This is a genomic window from Petralouisia muris, from assembly GCF_004793545.1.
GTDB lineage: Bacteria > Bacillota > Clostridia > Lachnospirales > Lachnospiraceae > Petralouisia > Petralouisia muris.
The window spans coordinates 1-20797 of sequence record NZ_SRYA01000033.1; the positions used below are offsets into that span (position 1 = coordinate 1).

Below are 20797 nucleotides of genomic sequence, written 5' to 3' on the forward strand. Positions count from 1 at the left end.
GTTCGGTAAACTCTTGTTCTTTTTCTCTCCTCAAAAATCGCAATTTCCTATAAAGTAAAAAATCCTGCATCAATCCATAAAATGATGCAGGACTTTTATCAATGTAAATTCAGCTCTACTCAAGAGCATACTTATTTTCCAAATGATTTGCGGATCTTTTTGAAATAGTGAAAACTTGTTGGCAAATCATTTCGTTCACGGGTTTATATTTAGCAGAAAGCATCAATACTGACACAAAAACTCTGCAATCAATTCAATGCAATCTTCCACATCCTTTTTATCTGCAACCTCAGCAGGGGTATGCATATACCGCAGGGGAATGGACACCAGTACAATGGGAATTCCCTGATTGGTGAAATGGATTTTGTCTCCATCGGTATAGGTCAGGCCGCTGGCCGCTTCCGTCTGGATGGAAATCTGCATGTTTGCGGCGCAATTTTCCATTTTCCGGTTTAATTTCTGTGTAACGGTTGGACTGTTGCAGAGAACGGGGCCGCCACCCAATGTTACAGTTCCGGCTTCTGAAGTTTCTTTATCCCCGTAGTCGCTGCAGTAGGTCACGTCTACCACCACTGCAAGATTGGGATTGATTCTGGAGCTGCACCAGTATGCGCCGTTTTTAGTGGTCTCTTCTCCCACGGTGGATGCGGCGTATACCCCTGCGGTACAGCCTTTTTCCTTCGCTCTGCGAAGAGCCTCCATAATAATGAAAACGCCCAGTCTGTCATCTAAGGCCCGTGCGGTGAACCTTCCGTTCATCATGGGGCGGATATGGGTATCTAAGGCTACGGCGTCTCCCAGAGACACCTGGGTCAATGCTTCTTCCTTTGTTTTTGCGCCGATATCTATCAGAAAATCTTTTGCTGTCAATTCTTTGTTGTCAAAGAATTCCCGCCTTGCTTCTACCGCGCCGTAGACCATGCCCTGCTTTGTGAGGATCATCACCTGCTGCCCTGGATAGGTAAAGGGGATAATACCGCCTCGGTTTACCACCTGAAGCCGTCCTTTTTCTGTAATATTTGAGATAATTGCCCCGATTTCATCGGCATGTGCAGACAGCATGATTTTCGTACTGCTTTCCGGGTTTAAGATACAGATAACGTCACCGATTTCGTCTTCCTGTATGGTATCTGCATAGTCCTTCATGTAGGATTTTATCGTCTCCTGTACCGGCCCTTCGCAGCCGGATACAGAGATTTCACTTAATATATGATTTAAAAAATGTTCATTCATTTTAGTCTGTCCTCTTGTCAATCTGCTCTGCCTGCGTTTTTCAAACACGCTCTAATCTGCTATGTAAAAGGCTTATATATCAATCTGCCCTGCACACACTTTTTCGGATTACAAGTTCCGTGGAGACAGAGACATGGATGTTTACTTTTCGTTCTAACTGGATGCGTTCTACCAGCATTTTTACTGCCTGCCGTCCTATGAAATTCATGTGGACATGAACCGTAGTCAGCGGCGGAGCCAGATATTTTGCCATGGAGATATCGTTAAAGCCGATGACACTGATATCCTCTGGAATCTGAAGACCAATTTCCTGAATGGCCCGGTAACAGCCCACAGCCAGAGAGTCATTGGCTGCAAATATGGCTGTGGGCCGCTCTGTTTCTTCTAAAATTTCTTTCATCATCCGGTAACCGTGCCTTGAGGTATAGCCGTCGATTTTGATATATGCTTCCTGAAGAGCGTTTTTTTCAGTCAGAAAACGCTGATAGGTGGGAAGCCTGGAATCCAGAATCTCATTTCCGTCTGAATCAAGTTCATTTCCTCCAACAAAGCCAATCCGGCGATGTCCTAAAGACCAGAGGTATTCCATCACCTGCTCTACCGCAATCCTTAAGTCTGTGATAATGGAATCTCCGGTGTTGCGGTTTCCGATAGTGTCAACATAAATGTGGGGCTTTTGGGTATCATCAATTTTCTGGACCGTTGTCCGGCTGAATGTGCCAAGACAAATAATCCCGTCTACTGCGGAAAATTGCTGCATTCCATCTTCAATGCTTAAAGGCACCCTTTTATAATTCCTGTCTTCTATTTCTTTTTCTATAGCAATCCGTACCGCCAGGTAGAAGGGGTCTTCCAGTTCTTCTTCCGGGGAATAGGAACAGATGACTCCCAGCTTTAATTTGCGCCTGCGTTTTTTTTTCTCTTTCATATGGTATTCCAGCTGTTCTGCAGCTTCGAATACTTTTTTCCGGGTTTCTTCCTGTACGGTCAGCGTGTCGTCATAATTCAGAACCCTGGATACGGTTGCAACAGAAACTTCTGCCAATTCTGCAATATCTTTAATCGTTGACATTCCACTTTACACTCCATAATTAATAATATAACACCCTGTTTTTTCAGAGTAATTCTAACATATTTATCATGGGTTTACAAGTGTGCTGAAAGTCCAAAAAAGCGGCTTAGCCTGTTACTTTTTTCAGGTCAGAAAAGGTATTCAGGTTCCAGGTTGCAAGGCCGCAGGAGACAGCGTCTCCGATGGCTGCGCATTCCATGCCGCCTGCAATAGCCGCTTCCAGCCCTGCCTTTGCATCTTCTACCACAAGGCAGTCCTTGGGGTTTTCCCCTACAAATTGAGCCGCTTTGACGAATACTTCCGGGTCCGGTTTGGAATTTGTAATATTATTTCCGTCGGAAACTGCATCAAAGTAATCTCCCAGTCCCAGTTGATTCAGGATGAACCCTGCATTTTTGCTGGAAGAGCCAATAGCCAGCTTATGGCCCTGCTCTCGCAGCGCGTCAAGGGTTTCCTTTACCTCATCTGACAGGTCTGCAGGGCTCATATTTTTCAGAAGTTCTTTGTATACTTCATTTTTCTGCGTGGTATATTTTATTTTTTCTTCCTGGCTCATTGTGCCGTCATAACGTTCTAAGATAATCTCGAAACTTTCCATGCGGCTCACTCCGCGGAGGCGGTTGTTAATGGTTTCATCAAAATAAATATGAAGCTCATCCGCCACCTGTTTCCAGGCCATATAGTGGTATTTGTCGGTATGGCAGATAACTCCGTCTAAATCAAATATAATTGCTCGATATCTCAATGTTCATACTCCTTTAAATAATTGCAACGCTTTCCCTATGATCTTCAAGGTAACATCAGCGTTTTTCGTCCCATAAAGTAAAATCCGGTTATTAAGTGTTCAGCGTTTATCCTTCCGTTTCCGGCTCTGCCTGTGCGTCCGCCAGATTCGATACAAGAACGGCTGCAAGGATAATTATGCATCCGCAAACCATCCGCAGGGTTACCTGTTCATGGAGAATCAGAATGGAAAACATAGTTCCAAATACGGATTCCATGGACAGGATAATTGCGGCCTTGGTTTCATCCACGTATTTCTGACTGGCAGTCTGTAAAAGATAACACAAAGCGGTGCTGATGACTCCAAGGTAAAGAACGCTGAGCCATCCTTTGGAGGTTACCTGGAATTTGGTTTCCCCAAAAAGGAACAAACTGACAACGGATAAAACAACTGCTGTCAGCATCTGTATGAAATTCAGTACTACGACCCGATATTTCTTCACAAATTCACTGGTGAAAAATATCTGGAAGGCAAAACCTACGGCGCAAACCAGCGTTAATGCGTCTCCGACGCCCAGCGACAAATCTTTTTCCAGAGATAACAGCCCTACGCCCAGAATAGCCATGACTGCTCCTGCAATGCTTTTGATGCTGATTTTCTTTCTTAAAATAACAAAGGCGATAAAAGGCACCATTACTACGTTCAGAGCCGTTAAAAATGCATTTTTGGAGGGCGTGGTGTACTGAAGCCCTACGATCTGAAAGGCAAAACCTACGAAAAGGGCGCATCCCATCAAGACGCCGGCCCGGATTTCTTTAAAGTCTATGCCTTTCAGCTCCCGGATGCTTGCGGCGCCCATCAGGAGGGTGGCCAGCAGAAACCGAATTGCCATGATCTGGAAGGGGCGAAGGCTTTCCAGAGCCATATCGCTGGCTACAAACCCGCCTCCCCAAATGACTGTAACGGCAATCAGGCCTGCAATTGCAAGATATTTTTTCATGATTTTAACCTTCCTTTCTAACGAAATACATGTTAGGCATCTGCTTTATGCGCTTTCACGGCTTTTCCATTGACAAGGATATCCACTTCTTTTCCATCCAGAACCGTGATATCCACATGCTGCTCCCCGTCAATGTGGATTTGAAGCCAGCTTTCGGGGCAGTGAATCCGGAAAGTCAGGCCCTTCCACTCTTCTGGCAGCTTTGGATTAATGTGCAGCCTTCCAGCGTCATCTGTGGATAACCCTGCAAAACCGAAGACTACCGTCTGCCACACGCCGCCAGCGTTTGCCGCATGGATTCCTTCTCTTGTATTGCCCTGAAGATCCACCAGATCCAGAAACGCCGCCCGACGCAAATAGCGATAAGCTTTGGATGCGTCGCCCACTTTCAGGCCCATAATAGCATAAATGCTGGGGCTTAAGGAAGAACCGTGCATGGTGCGTTTTTCATAATAGCTGTAATTCAGCTTCGTGGTTTCTTCGTCAAATTCTTCTCCCAGAAGATGCAGAAGCATTACCACATCCGCCTGTTTGATAATCTGTGTCTGGCTTGTCTTTGTGGTTTTTAACGCCTCCGGCCGGATGGGCCAGTCGTTTTTGTCATATTTTTCAATGAGGACTTCTTTTAAGTCAAAATATCCTTCAAATTGTTCTAATAGCTGTGTGCCTTCCTTTTTTGGCAGATAGATTTTACCCTGCACCTGCTGCCAGGAGGCAATTTCTTCTTTGGTAAGATGTATCTTTTCAGCAAGATTTCTGTACTCCTCAGGATGCTCCTGTTCTAACTGCTCTGCCAGGGCTATCACATAGCGCAGGTTCCATCTTGCCAGATAATTGGTGTAAACATTGTTGTCCACCGGTTCATGCCATTCGTCAGGGCCTGTTACCTTGTGGATTTCGTAACGGTTTTTTTCTTCGATATACTGGCAGCGGCTCATCCAGAACCTGGCTGTTTCCATCAGGATTTCCGCTCCCATATGCAGAAGAAAATCGGTGTCTTTGGTAATTCTCACATAATTGGCAATGCCAAAAGCAACGGCTGCCGTTACATGGTGCTCATAGACAGCAACATAGCAGCGGTAACAGGTTCCGTCCGGCTCAATGGTCCAGTCCGGGCACTGTTCTGTGCCGTCGTCTGCAGATTCCCAGGGGTATTGGGCTCCCTGAAAGCCATTTTTTTGAGCGTTCCCCCGGGCAGCGTCCAGAAGGTGGTAACGATAGGTTTCCAGTCTGCGGGCCTTTTTGGGAAATGTATAGGCAAAAAACGGCAGCATGAAAAGCTCTGTATCCCAGAAAGCGTGCCCGCCGTACTCTTCACCGTGAAGAAGCTTGGCTCCGATATTTACATGGGAATCGGATTCGCTGGCAGTGCTCATCAGATGGAATACATTAAAGCGGATGGCTTTATTCAGTTCCTCGTCTCCTTCAATCTGAATATCTGCTTCTTTCCAGAGCGCTTCACAAGCTTTCTGATGCAGTTCAAATTCCGCCTCAAACCCTGTCTGAAGGAAGCCCTTCATTTCCTGCTGAATGGTTTCTTTCAGGGCTTCTTTTTTCACTTCACGTTCCGTATAGATCACAGCATATTTGGTGAGTTCTGCAGTTTCTCCCTGACATGCGTCAAAGTCAAGGAATTCCACTGCCTGTTCTCCGAAATCATGAAATACATTAGTTTTGACAACGTCTTTTCCTTCCTGAACCGCCTGGACAACCGTGCCGCAGCCCTCATGGAGATGGTTGTCTCTGGTTGCCACTTCCAGGTATGCGCCTGATTCATCCAATGCTTCATTTTTTGTCAGGTAAGTATGTTTTACCTTGAACCGGGGCGCATCGCAGAAGTTAATGACAGTGCCGTCAATGATATTTTCAATTTCTATAATTCCGCTGTAATTTAAGGGCGTTACATACAGTCGGACTGCCATACGGTGTACATGCGCACGGCTGATAAAACGCACACTTTCCACTCTGGTTTCCCGGCCTTTCCGGTCCCGGAGGCAGACGCTTTTCACAAGACAGCCCCGCTTCATGTTCAGCGCTCGCGTGAATGAGAGTATGTCGCAGTTTTCAATGCCGATTAATTCTTTTTCCACATAGAGCTTAAGGGTCAGCCAGTTAGGCATGTTAGCCAGTTCCCGCATAAATGTTTCTGACTTGTCAAAAACTCCGTTGATATAAGTACAGGGAATACTTCTTGCAGTGCCTTCTTCATGACTTCCTCTGGTACCGAGGTAACCGTTGGTTAAGCAGAACAGACTTTCATATTTGAGATTCTCATAAGGATTGTAATTGTCCTGCACAACCATCCACTGGCCGCTGCTTAAATATTCCTGAAGTTTTTCTGAAAATTGATTGCTCAATGGAGTCTCCTTTCTTTCTAGCTAAAAATTTTATTTCTATATTCAGTTGCCGTCCGTTTCCAAATGAAAAATAACATTAATGCAAATATCTCTTTGACGCTTCCTGCCGCTCCTCTCCTTGGTTCACAATCTGCAGCCGAAACGCCATAGTGAAATCTTCCCGCTTCACTTTAAACGCTTCCAGCTGCTCTTCTCCGCAGCTGTTGCTGCCAAGTCCTGAGTGTTTGTAATCCAGGTGGATCATCACATCTTCGGCAGGTTCCATTTCAAAGGGGTGGGCTGCCTGCTCAATGGTTTCATCGGTATAGTTGGAAAGGTTCAATCCCAGCGGGCGCTCCATGGTGCACAGCAGAGTTTTTGCGCCGTTTCCAATGCCAAACCACCGAACATTTTCCCGATGACCGTTCTCCTGAGGATACACATAATTTGTGCCCATGCCCTCCACAGTGTTTTGGTATATGCCCATGGTGCAGGCCCGTTTGCTGTCCGGATAATTTTCACCGGGACCCATGCCCTCCCAGATTGTTTGCTGTAACGCCTGACCTCCCCGCATTTTAACGCCGAGACGAGGCAGAAATTCCGGTTCCAGTTTTCCCCGCTGGAATTGCTTTGCATCTAAATGCACTTCCAGGTGGCCGCAGGGATAAATCTGATATTCATAGGTGCATTCATAGCCCCAGGACTGGTTCAGGCATCCGAAGTCTTTTTGGATGGTAACGATCGCCCTGCCCTCTTGTTCCTTCCAGGAGAATCCTGCATTCTGTTCACTGGATTTCTGGATAAAATATTTGTTCATCCAGTCATCCTTTTTGTACATATCATTATCAATGGTGGCCCGGTACACAGTCATTTCGGGTCCTGCAGTCAGGTAATCTTCTCCTTCTGCGGACACGGATAACAGCGTTCCGAATACGGTATGGAATCTGACGCAGAGCTTATCATTTTCTATGGTAAGGACGCCGTCTTTTTCCGTTATCTTTAAAGCTTCTCCTGCTGGACGTTTCGAGAAGCAGATTTGTTTTTCTTCCAGTTCAAATTGTACATAGGAAATTTCATGGTCTGCTTTGGCATAGGAAACCGCTTCTTTTTCCCGTATGGAAAGGTTCAGGTAATAATGGGTATTTGCTTTTGGAGTAAATTCCTCATAGGGTATCGTTACGGTCTGAGCCTCACCTGGTTTTGCATCCAGGGCATCTATTCTGCCAGTTTGGATGGAGCTGCCGCCTCCTTCAATTTCCCAGTTCAGGTACAGCCCGTCCATGGAACGGAAATTGTAATAATTTTTCAGCCGGATTTCCCGTTGTTTTCCTTTGATCCTTGTTACTTCAATGGGTGCGATTACCTGCTTGTATTCTAACAGGGCCGGAGAAGGAGTACGATCCGGCATCAGAATTCCGTCAATGCAGAAATTTCCGTTGGTTGGGAAATCTCCGTAATTTCCGCCGTAACGGTAATAAGCTTTGCCGTCTTTTTCCGTGTAAATGCCATGGTCATACCACTCCCACAAAAAGCCTCCCTGAAGACGTTTGTATTTGCGGTAAAGGTTTTGATAGGCTTCCAGCCCTCCCGGGCCGTTTCCCATGGCATGGCCGTATTCGCACATCACATGGGGCTTATTTCCTTTTTCCGTGGTTGCTGCAATTTTTTCCAGAGGCGCAAGCCTTGTGTACATGGTGGAATAGACGTCTGTCACCTCTGCTTCAAAGTCTCCTTCATAGTGAATCAGCCTGGTATCGTCCAATTCCCGAATCGCTTTTGCCGCACTGCGGAAATTACAGCCAAACGAGGATTCATTGCCCATGGACCACATAATGATGCAGGGATGGTTCCTGTCCTGTTTTACCATGCGGACGCTGCGGTCCACATACGCTTGTTCCCAGGAAGGATCGTCAGTGATCCAGGTATAGCGTTCCACCCACTCAAAGCCATGGCATTCCAGATCTGCTTCGTCAATCACATAAAGGCCGTATTCATCGCAAAGATCATAGAAATAGCTGTTGGCCGGATAATGAGAGCAGCGCACCGCATTAATATTGTGCCGCTTCATTAAGATCACGTCTTCCTTCATCTGTTCGCAGGTGACGCTGCGGCCTTCTTTGGGGTTATAATCATGGTGGTTGACGCCGTTCAGTAAGAGCGGGATTCCGTTCACACAGAAATTATTATCTATCATTTCTATTTTACGGAAGCCTGTGCGTATGCACAGTTCCTGCTGTTGGGTGGAAATGTGCAGGTCATAAAGTTCCGGGGTTTCCGCCGTCCATTTCTGAACCTTTGGAATGATTTCTTCGATGGATGCACTGCCGTCTTTTGTTTCAAAAGAGCCGCTGGCAATTGCTTCTTTGTTCCCGGAACCCCAGTTGTCTGCTGAAAGGGCGCCGTCTTTTTCTGCTTCCGAGCTGTTGGTGACTTCAGCAAAGATTTTATCACTTTTGCAAAGTTTCCAGGTTCCCTGGCAGTCTGCTTCCTTAGCGCGGATCTTTACCTTCAGAATCCCATTGGCATAAGCTGCATCTAAATCTCCATTCACCTGAACGTCCAGCAGAGCCTGCTTCGGTTCATTCACTAACTCTACGTCACGGAAAATTCCGGACATCCACCACATATCCTGATCTTCCAGATAGGTTCCGTCAGACCATTTGTATACCCGGACAGTGATATCATTTTCTCCCTCGCAGACAAGATGTGTAATATCATATTCTGCGGCAAGGCGGCTTACCTTTCCATATCCGGCATGCGTCCCGTTGATCCAGACATCATAGGCGCTGTCCACTCCGTGAAACTTTAAAATAGTGTCATTGTTCAGCCATTGGCTGTTCAGTTCAAAGGTCCGCTTGTAGATTCCTGTCGGATTTTCCGTTGGCACAAAGGGCGGATTGACCGGAAAGAGATACAGTACATCTGTGTAATGCATCCGATCATATCCCCTTAACTGCCAAACGGATGGAACATCAATTGTGTCCCATCCATCTGTGCTTTCTTGCTTATTCATAAATCCTTCAGGAGAAAGTTCGGGAGCTTCCCTATATAAAAATTTCCATTTGCCGTTCAGTGTAAGTCTTGGGGAAGAATCCCGGTAAAAGGAGGTACGGGCTTCTCTTCTGCCGATGTGTTCCAGTAAATGATCTTCCCATCGTTTTTTTACTCGTCCTGACATAACAGTTCTCCTTTGATAATTTATTTAATCGATCCGCTTGTGCCCTCCACAATGTATTTCTGGGCGATGATAAATATAATGATCGGCGGTATAATCATGATGATGGTAATGCAGAGCATGGGGATAATCTGTGTCTCATGGACTCCCTTAAATGCTGCAAGGCCAAGGGCCAGAGTATATTTGCTTCTGTCCTGTAAGAAAATCAACGGCCCAAGGTAATCATTCCATACGCTAATCATATTCAAAACTCCTACTAAAATCAAGGATGGCTTCAGAATCGGCATAAATATTTTCCAGTAAATCTGGAAGGCGTTGGCGCCGTCAATCCGGGCCGCCTCTTCAAAATCCTTCGGTATGCCCATCAAAAACTGTCTCATCAGGAATATATAGTAGGCGGAACCGAACCATGCCGGTATAATCAGCGGCTTTAAGGTATTAATCCATCCAAACATCTTAAATTCCATGTACTGAGGAATCATAGTAACGTCCCAGGGAATCATCATGGTGGACAAAAGAACCATAAAAAGCACATTTTTACCCTTGAAGTTGAACCGGGCAAATCCATATGCCACCAGGGAACAGGAAATTACCTGGCCAACGGTAGTTCCAACGGTAACCAGCAGGGAATTCCACAAAAATGTGCCGAAAGGCTGCGCGTTCCAGGCGTCTGCAAAGTTCTGCCAGAGCCATTTGTCCGGAAACAGCTTGGGCGGATAGGCCACTGCTTCCGCCTCTGTCTTAAACGCCGTAAACAGCATGTAGACAAAAGGTGACAGGAAGTACAGCGCCATAATCCCAAGCAGGATGTAAATAATGGTTTTTGAGACTTTAGACATTTTCATCAGCGTTTCCCTCCCCGTTTTGATTTTTTCCCTTTCTTTGCCACGCCGCCGGCTTCTGATTCATAGAATACCCATGCAGAAGACGATTTGAATACCAGTGCGGTAAGGAACAGGATAATAATAAACATTACCCATGCATTGGCGCTTGCATATCCAAGCTTATGGTGCTTGAATGCGTTATTGTATGTGTAAAGGCCGTAGAAATACGTGGATTTCAAAGGCCCTCCTCCAGTCAGAAGCATTACCAGCGTTACCTGCTGGAAGGAACTGATAATGGAGGTAATCAGGTTAAACAAAATAGTCGGCGTAATAATCGGAAGAGTAATGCTGAAAAACTGCCTTGCCGGGTTTGCGCCGTCAATGGTAGCCGCTTCGTACACGTCAATGGGAATATTTTTAATATCCGTGTAGAAAATCAGCATCATACTTCCTACCCCAAAGGCACTGGCAATAATGACTGCAAGGATTGCCCAGGCGGGATCCACCAGCCATTTGGGGCCTTCAATGCCAAGCAGGGACAAAAGATAATTCAACACTCCGTAATCCCCGTTCAGTATCCATCCCCAGAGAATGGATACTGCTACGCCTGATATAACGGTGGGGATGTAGAAAATGGTACGAAAAACCTTTACGCCCCTGACCGGCTGTGTAATCAGCATTGCCAGAAATAATGCAATAATCATATTCAGCGGTACAAAGATGGCTGCATATTTCAAGCTAATGGTCAGTGATTTAAAAAACTGCTTGTCGCTGGTAAACATTTCAATATAATTGCCAAACCCCACAAATTCCGGGTCTGCTGCCAGAGGCCAGTTGAAGAAACTCATAATCAGGGAGAATATCAACGGACCGATGGTAAATACAAGAAAGCCGATGATCCATGGCAAAATAAAAAGGTACGGAATCGCTTTCCTGGATATACGTTTTTGCTTCATCCCTCAATCCCTCCTATCGGGGTAACCTTACTGCTGCGCGGCTTCGTCCAATACATCAGATACATTTTCCATTGCGCTTGGGTTGAATACCCGCTCAAAGGAAAGGGAAAGATTCTCTGACAATTCAGACCAGCTCTCGTAAATAAAGCTGGATGGCGTATAGTCGGAGCTCTGTTCCAGCATGGTGTAGAACGGTGCGTATTCCGGCTGTTCCATAATGCCTTCAGATTCTACTACAGAGTAAAGTACCGGAAGTTCCATGCCGATTCTTTCCTTATTCATCTCTTCGCTGGTCCAGAACTTAATGAATTCCCATGCAGCTTCTTTGTTCTTGCTGTCCTTGGACATGGAGATTCCGGAGGAACTTAAGATACTAATAGAAGTCTGGTTTCCAAAAGACGGAATATTTACTACGCCAAAGTTTACGCCGTCTTCTTTTAAGGTATTGATAGACCAGGAGCCATATACATACATTCCGGTGTTGCCGGCGCGGAATTCATCTGTTCCGCTCTTTTCTGTTGCAACTGCATAACCGTCTTTTTCCATATCCTGGAACATCTGGAATACCTCTTTTGCCTTGTCGGAATTCAGGTTGCCCTCTAAGGTTCCTTCTGCGTCTACATAAGCTGTCCCGTTGCTCCACAGGTACATTTCATAATCATAGGGGTCCGGTTTCATCTGGAAGGAAAATCCCTTCTTGCCTTCGCATTTTTCCGTGATAGTCTTGGAAGCTGCCTGTACATCTTCCCAGGTCCAGTCATTGGTTGGCTCCGCAATGCCTGCTTCTGCAAAAATGTCCTTATTATAGAACAGCGCGTGCGTGGTGAATCCGATTGGGATGCCGTAGGTGCTGCCGTCGTAGGAATTATAGTTCCAGAGGGTGTCATAGAAGTTCTTCTTGTAATCTTCGCCTTCTTTCTCAATGTAGGAATCCAGAGGCTCCAATCCTTGAGAATATGCAGGATAGTTCCACATGTACATCACGTCCGGCATATCGTTTGAACCCATTCCGGCGCTGATTTTGGTATCGAATTCTCCGCCATAGGCTTCCAGAGTCACTTCAATGTCGTCGTGGGCGTCGTTGAACTTGTCTACGGCTGCCTGCTGTGCGTCTACATCTTCTGCTTCATCCCAGGATGCAAAACGGATTTTTACCTTACCGCCGCTTTTGCCGTCTCCGCCGCCTGAACCGCTGCCTCCGTCTGAACCGCAGCCGCCTAAGAACATGGTTCCTGTCATTGCAAGAATTAACATTGCCACTAATTTCTTTCTCATAGTATTTCCTCCTCTAAAGTTGTTTTGGTAAAATTATTGTAGTATTAATTGGTAAATAAATCAATATTTACTTGGTAAATAAAATAAAATTTTACTATTTTCATAATTTAGTAAATATTTTTTTGTGCAGTATGCATAAAAAATATAGAGGATATCAGTATGGATTCAACATCTTTAAATGGAAAACGCAATATTTCTTAATGAATCAGGGCAAATATGACAAAGGCAAAAACAGCGTCAAATTGAGCGGTTATGTATCTACATCACTCAATTTGACGCTGTTTCTTTCTGCTATGCAAAAGATAAATATAAACTTTTTATCTGGGTATATGGTGGTTATAAGTTGTCAGATTTTTCCAAATCCAGAAGTTCCTGCTTTTTTTGTTCCAGGTAATTTCGCCAGCTTTCTGAATCCAGGAAGGGATTTTTTCCGGGATGTTCGAGCATATACTGTCTTTTTTTCAGTAAGTTTACGTTGGAGGCATGATTTCCCATAAAAATGTCTACCTTCTGGGAAATTACTTTGTCGATGGAATTCAGGTAGACTTTTCTTGCCTCCAATTTTATATCGCCGATTTCCAGAAGAAAATCTTTCTGCAGTGTGTTGAATCCGAAGCCGCCGTAATATCCCGCCCGTTTTACGCTTATTCCGTCTGTAACATTGAAAAAACAGGAGATGCATCCTCTGGTATGGCCAGGAACAAGGTAAAACTGGATGCTTGTATTTCCGAATATGAGGATTTCTCCCTCTTCAATTTCATGATCCGCCTCAAAGAGCATATCCATGCAGCTGCTGCTTTCCTGTATCATGGATTGTTCTGGCGCTGTGCGAAACATTTCAGCGTCTGGTTGTCCCAGGTAGATTTTAGTTCCGAACATCTTCCGGAAGAAAGGAGCCGCTCCAAAATGATCCACATGGCCGTGGGAGAGAATGATCCATTTTACATCCTGTGGACGGAATCCCATCTCCCAGATGCTATGAATCAGCATGGCTTCCGCGCCGCAGTTTCCCGCGTCAAACAGCAGAAGGCCGTCTCCTGTATCCACAAGATGGACGCATACCCAGCTGTCTCCCACATAGTAAAGATTGCCGAAAATCTGAAAAGGTTCCACGTACCGGGCTTCCTGTTCGGTCCAGTATTTTGCAATGGGTTTTTCCTGAAATTGTTTTTGTCTTTTGAGATAAGACGCATAATCATCTTTTATTGGCATTTTGTTCCTCCGTGAAAAAATACAACGCTGTCGGTAGCTGCAAAAAATAAAATATGGCGCTTCTGCGATTGCGCTGCAATCAGAATAAAAATACAACGCTGCTGACAGTTGCCACTGCGATCAGAAGGATAAGCAGCGGACCGCCGATTTTAACAAAGTCTGAGAATTTGTAACCGGCCGGAAGAATCTGCATATTAACAGCTGTCCCGAAGGAAGTGGCAATGGCAAGGTTGGAGCAGGCGCCGATTACAATAACCCAGGGCAGCGGGCTGATTCCAAGAGACAATGCAATTGCAATGCAAATCGGGGTCAGCATGGCCGCAGTTGCATTGTTGGACATAATATTGGTCAGCACGCTGGTCAGGAGAGCGATTACAATGGTCAGCATAACAACGGAAGCGTTCTGTCCGCCGAAGAGATTTAAGACAAAGTTTGCAATCAGCGCGCCGCCGCCGGAAACATCGAGACCAGTTCCAATGCCGGAAATGGTTCCGATGCAGACCAGCACGTCCCAGGGAAGATCGGCATAAGCTTTTTTCACGGAAATGCATCCTGCCGCAAGTACGATGGCGGCGCCCAAAAGCCCGATAATTCCGATGTTAAAGTATGTCTTAAATGGCATAAAACCGCTTAAAACAAACAGGATGATGCATAAAATCATAGTAAAAAGCGCAAGTTTGCCTTTTAAGGCCGGCGCGTCCGCTTCCCTGCTCTGCTCCAGGTTCCGGATTTCGGAAGCTGCGTAGATGTTTCCCTTGTCAAAGTCAGGGCTTTCCGGTTTTAATACCTTGTCAAGCAGCTTGTAGCCCAGGGTTCCCCAGAAAATAACCTGAACAATTGCCGCCGGCAGCATAATTTTAGTCATATCAAACATTCCCATGCCTTCTTCATAGCCGGCATAGCCCTGGAGCACGGAGTTAGCCGCAAGCTGGGAAGTTGAGCCGATCAGTGAGCATGCGCCGCCAATAATGGCAGAGGTTCCCGCCGGAAAAATAACCATTTTGGAACGGATTCGTCCGCTGGAATTGGCTGCTACAATGGCGATAATCGGCATCCAGATGGCGACAGTTCCGTTATTGCTCATAAATGCGGACATCAGGCTGCACACAGCGCTGACTGTGACGATAAATCGACGTTCTGTTTTGGCCAGGAAAGAGTTCCCGATCCGTTCTCCTATCTGCCTTGCAATGCCGGTTTCAAAAAGCGCGGCGCTTACAATGCACATTCCAACCACCATGGGCCATCCGGTTGCGCTGAAGCCGCTGTAAACGGCGGAAAGTTCCATCTCGGGAATAAACAGCGCCATGGCGATGGAGCCTCCGATTGACACAACGCTGATTGGCAGTTTATTCCATACAAATAATCCAATAATGATAAGCACGATAATAATTGATACAATACTTGAATCCATCCGGTAGTCCCCCAATCTTTGTTTTTATAATTCGGCCCAGGCAGCCTCTTTCCATTTTTCATGGCTGTATACGGATTTGTCCGCTACATAGGGCCATTTTTTTCCTTCTATAACGGCAAGACAGCCTTTTATGCACATCTGAGCCATTTTAATTACCGCTTCTCTTGTCTGCGCTGCAGAATGCGGGCTTGCAATGAGATTTGGACATTGCAGAAGCATGTCGTCTTCCGCAGGCGGTTCTTGGCAGAAGACGTCGGTTCCAGCTCCGGCAATCATTCCCTGCTTTAACGCTTCCGCCAGATCTGCTTCGTTTATGATACCGCCCCGGCTGCAATTGATCAGCAGCGCAGTTGGTTTCATAAGCCGTAACTGTTCTTTGGAAATCATATTTTTCGTATCTTCGGTAAGAGGAACGTGAATAGACACGATATCGCTGTTTTTCAGCAATTCTGTATAATCTTCGTAATATTCCGCTTCCATCTCTACTGCCTGCTCTTTTGTCAGAAAGGGATCATAGGCGGCAATTTTCATTCCGCAGCCTTTGCAGATTTTGGCCGTTTCCCGGCCGATTGCGCCAAGCCCGATAATCCCTGCGGTTTTACCTTCCAGCTCAAACGCCTTTTTTGCCCCGCGGATTTCCCAGTTTCCTGCGCACATTTCCCGATGGGCTTCCATAAGATTTTTAGATAATGCGAACATCATTGCCACCGCATGTTCCGCTACGCTTCTGTTGTTTGCCCCCGGCGTGATGATGACCGGAATCCCCCGTTCTGTGGCTGCAGCCACATCTACAGAATCGTATCCTACGCCAGTGCGTCCGATGACTTTCAGATTGGGGCTGTTTGCAATGGCCTGTCCATCGCATGTCGCAATACGCACAATCAGTGCGTCTGCGTCCTGCATAGCATCCAAATAATGATTGGGCTCCGGATCATCCGCCACATGGATATCGGCGATGTTTTCAAGCATGTTCATCCCTTCTTCGCATACTGCCTGAGTCATGACAAATTTCATATTACTTCATCCCTTTCTCTGCATTCTCTTTTAACACTTTTGCAAGGGCCTCTTCTCCTTCCGGGCAGAGGTAATTAAAAGGCTTTCTGCAGCTGCCTACCGGATAGCCCAGCATGGAAACAGCTTTTTTGACTACTGTGTTGGGGTTGCCATACTGGAAGACCGCCCGGAAGCTGGCAATAGATTCCTGCGCTTTTTCCGCTTCCTGGATTCTGCCTTCCTGGAATAAGTTATAGATAGAGGAAAGCACATGGGGATATACGTTGGAACAGCCTGCAATTCCTCCAGAACCGCCTTCTTTTAAGGAGGGAAGGATGAGGGAATCATTTCCGGACAACACATAAAACTTTTTATTTAATTCCTTTGTCTGTGCAATGTAGGCTTTCAGGTTTTCCCAGTCGCCGCTGGAATCTTTTGCGCCGATAATTAAATCAACGTCGGCGGCAAGCCGGGCGACAGTTTCAGGAAGCAGCTTATTACCGGTGCGCGCGGGAATGTTGTAAAGGACAATTGGGGTATTTACATGCTTTGCCACCTCTGTGTAGTGCTCCTGCAGTTCTTTCTGGGAGGCAACGGCAAAGCTGGGAGTGATAATGGACAGTACATCTGCGCCAAGCTTTTCCGCCTCTTTGCTCATGCGGATGGTATCAGCGGTGGAGATGCATCCGGTGCCTGCATAAACCGGAACCCTGCCCTTTACCTGGTCAATGGTATGCTCTAATACTTCGCATTTCTCTTTTTCGCTTAAGATGTAACCCTCGCCATTGGTGCCGAAAGGGAAAATGCCGTGTACTTTGCCGTCAATCAGACGGTCAATCTGTTTGCGGAGTTCCTCTGTATTAATGGTTTCATCCGGGTTCATTGGGGTTAGAATCGGCGTAATAATTCCTTTTAATTCTGTAGTTGCCATAGTTTTGTCTCCTTTATTTGTTGAAATTCGTGATTTTTTCCGCGATTCGAACTAATACGTCTTCTGTTCCGAAGCCGCCTGATTTGGAAATTACCTGTTGTAGAAAACCTCTGTTTTCCAGTTCTGAGACTACCACTCCCGGTTCAATTTCACAGACAGGCCGGATCTGTGTGCAGCCGATCAGCTTCATATATCCCATCAGGGTATCCCCGCCTGTGGTAAGCACGGTAATATCCATGTGATTTCTTGCAAGGAAATCTGCAATCTGCCCGTGCGCTTCCGGGATCAGACGCCTTACGTCTGGCATGGAAATGCCATATTTTTTCCGGTAAGCCTCCATCGCTTCTTCGCCGCCCATGGAGTCTACGATCATTTGCGGATGCTTTCGGCAGGTTTCCAGTATGTACTGCAGAAATGCTTTGCCTGCCGATGTGTCATAATAACCTTTTTGCAGTTTTTGCTCTATGGTCAGGTGCTGGCGGGTAAATCCGTTTTTCTGCGCATAGATTAACTGTTGTTCTGTAATTCGGTTCAGGCTTCCGCATGCCACAAACAGCCCATTGGTCTGTCGGCATTGATTGGGCGCATTTCTGTGGAATGGAATTTTGGAGGCAAGGCTGTCCGCTAACGCCGCGCATCCGGCAATCAGTTTAAGCTGCCCGCGCTCTAACAGCTCTTCCACCCGCGCTTCCATATCTTCCTGATGGCGGATATCACAGATTACTGCCGAAGGATTGCCGCTGATACGGCTCAGGGGTTCATCTCCTCCGATGCACTGCAGGGACATCTGGCTCTCCTGGCGGATAATATCCGGAATATAAGACTGAGTAACAGGTTCAAAGGGATCTTGCCCGAATACGCTGTGTTCTAACAGCGTTTCTTTTATATAATGGAATCCGTTGATGGTCAGCCGAGCCATTTTAGGATAGCCAGGAAGGAAATAAAGCGTTTTTTCCCTGTTTCCATCTGAAACTGCCTGCAGTTCGCTTCCGATATTTCCCCGCAGAGCGGAATCTGTCTTTTTAAAAATAATTTCAATATTTAGGCTTTTTGCCCATGCTGTAATTTCTTTTACGTTCTCATAAGCTGATTCCGGCGTCATTGGCCTTGTCTCTGAATCCACCACAAGCACTTCTGTCTGCGCGGCGATTTCAGCGGGACGCTCCGGTTTGCCGGTGAATACCTGTGTGGCAATTCCTCTGTTTACAAATTGAATGCCTGTGTCCAGCGCGCCGGTAAAATCATCTGCAATAATTAATAGCTTTACCATAATCTCCTCCTGCTATGTTTTCTTTGCAGCCAGCCTGATTGCGTAATCTATCGCATTCACAAGGCTTAATTCGTTGGATTCTCCCTTGCCTGCCAGATCGAATCCAGTTCCATGGTCCACAGAAACCCGGATGATAGGAATTCCCAGAGTTATGTTGACTCCGGCTACGGCATCCCATTTCCTGAGGTTTTGGTTATAAACAAAGCCTTTTACTTTCAGAGGAATATGTCCCTGATCATGGTACATTGCAACCACAATGTCATACCATCCGCCGATTGCCTTGGAAAAAATGCTGTCCGGGGGCGTTGGTTTCTGTTCCGGGATGCAAATGCCTTCTGCCATTGCCGCTTCAATTGCCGGCTGAATTTCTGCTATTTCTTCTGTTCCGAACAATCCGTTTTCTCCGCAGTGAGGGTTCAGCCCTGCAACGCCGATTTTTGGCGCTGTAATGCCTAAATCCCTGCAGGCCCTGTCGGCAATCCGAATGACTTCCAGTACACGGTCTTTTTTTACTCGGTCGCAGGCTTCCCGCAGGGAAACATGGGTGGATACATGGACGACCCGTAGGTTCTCATGGGCCAGCATCATGGTATACTTATCAGTGTTTGTATATTTCGCATAAATTTCCGTATGTCCGGAATAATGATGTCCGGCCAGGTTGATGGCTTCTTTGTTCAGGGCGTTGGTTACGGTTGCATCGATTTTCCCGGCCTGAGCCAGTTCTATCACTTTTTTCACATATTGAAACGCCGCTTCGCCGCACATTTCAGAAACTTGTCCGAATTTATGTTTTGCCTTGTCAACCAGCCCCATGTGGTATACATCAATCGTTCCGGCCGTAAAGGCCGCTTCCTGGATATTTTGTATGGCGTGTATGGAAACCTGCCCCTGTTTCCCGGCGATTCGGACCGCATCTTCCATGCAGGCTGCATCCCCGATAACCACTGGCCGGCAGGTTTGGTACAGGTTTGTATTGGAAAGGGCTTTCGCCGTAAGTTCGGAACCGTTTCCTGCCGGATCTCCCATCGTAATTCCGATGATTGGCCGCTTCATATTTTGCTCTCCTTTCTACCTTTCAGAGTCTTTATTTCAGCACCTTCTGGTAAATAGCTCTGATATCCTCAAGGCTCAGTTCTTTTCGGTTGTTTACCAAAAGCCGCTGCTGTCTGCTTCCTGCCTCAGCGAGAAAATCCAGATCTTTTGGCCTGACCCCAAATTCCCCTAAATCTGTGGGAATCTCCGTCACTTTCACAATATCTGCAATCTGCTCAATGATATAGCGAGCCTTTTCCGAAGATGCTTGTTTTGACAATTCCGGATATACGCCGTCACATAATGCCGCAAGGCGCGTCTCACAGGCATCTCTGTTAAATTCCATAACATGCGCAAATAAAATAGCGTTGGATACGCCGTGAGCAATATGGTATTTGCCGCCCAGAGGATAGGACAGAGCGTGCACGGCGGTGGTTCCGCTTCCGGCAATCGCCACTCCTCCGTAAAAAGCGCCTAAAAGCAGGCTGTTTTTTGCTTCCATATGCTCTGGATTCTGATAGGCTTTTCGGATGTTCTGAAAAATCAGTTTTGCGGAAGCCAGAGCGTAGGTATCGGAAAAGGGGGTGGCCTTCCTGGAGGTATAGCATTCCACTGCATGGGCCAGCGCATCCACTCCGGTTGCGGCTACAATTGATTTTGGAAGGCGTCGTATCATTTGGGGATCTAAAATTACATAGTCCGGAATCATGTTTTCATTGACAATTCCCTGTTTAGACTGTTCTTCCGGGATTGCGACAATCGCGTTGCAGGTGGCTTCGGCTCCCGTTCCGCAGGTTGTGGGAATCATGACAGTGGGAATCTGCTTTTTTGCCAGCGCCGGATGGTGCAGGAGATCAGTTACGGCGTAATCCGCATCCTTTAACACGCTGCAAAGCTTGGCTGCATCCATTACGCTTCCGCCGCCGATTGCAATTATCAGGTCGCCGGAATAGTCTTTCACTTCTTTCATGGTATTTTCCACATCCTGGTAAGAAGGTTCTGACGCAAGGGCGTCAAATACCTGATAAAGCGTTTTGGCATGTTCCAGGAGGTCTGTCAGAATCTCCAGAAGTCCTGCTGCGCAGACTCCCTGATCCGTGAATATAATGGCTTTTTTCGCGTTTTCTTTTTCAATGATATCCTTGATACGCGCAATGCAGCCTTCTCCGCCGAATACGCATGACGGGATTTTGCTCTGATAGTTCATGTACTTCTCTCCTTTGTTTTATTTTAATACGTTTATGATGCGTAAGATTATAATATCTGGTTTATAATAGGGATTCAATTGAAGTTAGTGAAAATAATGTTGTATTTTGAAACAACACAATCAAGAAATGTTGTATTTTAAAACAT

The 20797-nt window shown here is 46.3% G+C and carries 16 protein-coding genes; all 16 read right to left on the minus strand.

The genetic code is table 11. The features are described 5' to 3' along the window. Nucleotides 1-222: 222 nt before the first annotated feature. The 16 genes from E5329_RS15990 to E5329_RS16065 all read right to left on the minus strand — a co-directional run bounded on the left by E5329_RS15990 (nt 223) and on the right by E5329_RS16065 (nt 20651). Nucleotides 223-1233, minus strand: coding sequence for a M20/M25/M40 family metallo-hydrolase (locus tag E5329_RS15990; RefSeq protein ID WP_135990476.1), 1011 nt, complete (start codon nt 1231-1233; stop codon nt 223-225). A gap of 79 nt (nt 1234-1312) precedes the next feature. Beyond that, entirely contained in the window at nt 1313-2305 is a 993-nt protein-coding gene (locus E5329_RS15995; RefSeq protein ID WP_135990477.1) for a LacI family DNA-binding transcriptional regulator, read from the minus strand. Between the two features lie 106 nt (nt 2306-2411). Beyond that, complete coding sequence (pgmB, locus tag E5329_RS16000; protein WP_135990478.1) at nt 2412-3050, minus strand: beta-phosphoglucomutase; 639 nt, start codon at nt 3048-3050, stop codon at nt 2412-2414. Nucleotides 3051-3156: 106 nt separating this feature from the next. After that, nucleotides 3157-4029 (minus strand): DMT family transporter, encoded by an 873-nt coding sequence (locus tag E5329_RS16005; RefSeq protein ID WP_135990479.1) that lies wholly within the window; start codon nt 4027-4029, stop codon nt 3157-3159. Between the two features lie 32 nt (nt 4030-4061). Next, complete coding sequence (locus E5329_RS16010; RefSeq protein WP_135990523.1) at nt 4062-6332, minus strand: glycoside hydrolase family 65 protein; 2271 nt, start codon at nt 6330-6332, stop codon at nt 4062-4064. Nucleotides 6333-6462: 130 nt separating this feature from the next. Continuing rightward, on the minus strand, nt 6463-9543 hold the full coding sequence (locus tag E5329_RS16015) for a glycoside hydrolase family 2 TIM barrel-domain containing protein (protein WP_135990480.1): 3081 nt from the start codon (nt 9541-9543) through the stop codon (nt 6463-6465). Nucleotides 9544-9563: 20 nt separating this feature from the next. Continuing rightward, entirely contained in the window at nt 9564-10385 is an 822-nt protein-coding gene (locus E5329_RS16020) for a carbohydrate ABC transporter permease (protein WP_135990481.1), read from the minus strand. After that, a complete protein-coding gene (locus E5329_RS16025; protein ID WP_135990482.1) occupies nt 10385-11320 on the minus strand; it encodes a carbohydrate ABC transporter permease in 936 nt (311 codons plus the stop codon). Before E5329_RS16025 ends, E5329_RS16020 begins: the two co-directional genes overlap by 1 nt. A 27-nt stretch (nt 11321-11347) precedes the next feature. Then, nucleotides 11348-12595 carry an ABC transporter substrate-binding protein gene (locus tag E5329_RS16030; protein ID WP_135990483.1) on the minus strand — a complete coding sequence of 416 codons (1248 nt, stop codon included), beginning with the start codon at nt 12593-12595 and terminating at the stop codon, nt 11348-11350. A 336-nt stretch (nt 12596-12931) separates the two neighbouring features. Continuing rightward, nucleotides 12932-13807, minus strand: coding sequence for an MBL fold metallo-hydrolase (locus E5329_RS16035; protein WP_135990484.1), 876 nt, complete (start codon nt 13805-13807; stop codon nt 12932-12934). 79 nt (nt 13808-13886) lie between these two features. Then, nucleotides 13887-15218: an SLC13 family permease gene (locus E5329_RS16040; RefSeq protein ID WP_135990485.1), complete on the minus strand. Its 1332-nt coding sequence runs from the start codon at nt 15216-15218 to the stop codon at nt 13887-13889. A gap of 24 nt (nt 15219-15242) precedes the next feature. After that, nucleotides 15243-16232, minus strand: coding sequence for a hydroxyacid dehydrogenase (locus E5329_RS16045; RefSeq protein ID WP_135990486.1), 990 nt, complete (start codon nt 16230-16232; stop codon nt 15243-15245). Between the two features lies 1 nt (nt 16233). Further along, a complete protein-coding gene (gene dapA / locus E5329_RS16050) occupies nt 16234-17142 on the minus strand; it encodes a 4-hydroxy-tetrahydrodipicolinate synthase (protein ID WP_135990487.1) in 909 nt (302 codons plus the stop codon). 13 nt (nt 17143-17155) lie between these two features. Continuing rightward, nucleotides 17156-18412, minus strand: a complete 1257-nt coding sequence (locus E5329_RS16055; RefSeq protein WP_135990488.1) for a four-carbon acid sugar kinase family protein — start codon at nt 18410-18412, stop codon at nt 17156-17158. A gap of 12 nt (nt 18413-18424) precedes the next feature. Then, nucleotides 18425-19465: a 4-hydroxythreonine-4-phosphate dehydrogenase PdxA gene (gene pdxA / locus E5329_RS16060; RefSeq protein ID WP_135990489.1), complete on the minus strand. Its 1041-nt coding sequence runs from the start codon at nt 19463-19465 to the stop codon at nt 18425-18427. A gap of 31 nt (nt 19466-19496) precedes the next feature. Then, the gene (locus E5329_RS16065; RefSeq protein WP_135990490.1) at nt 19497-20651 is read right to left on the minus strand and encodes an iron-containing alcohol dehydrogenase; all 1155 of its coding nucleotides are present in this window, start codon (nt 20649-20651) and stop codon (nt 19497-19499) included. Nucleotides 20652-20797 lie beyond the last annotated feature (146 nt).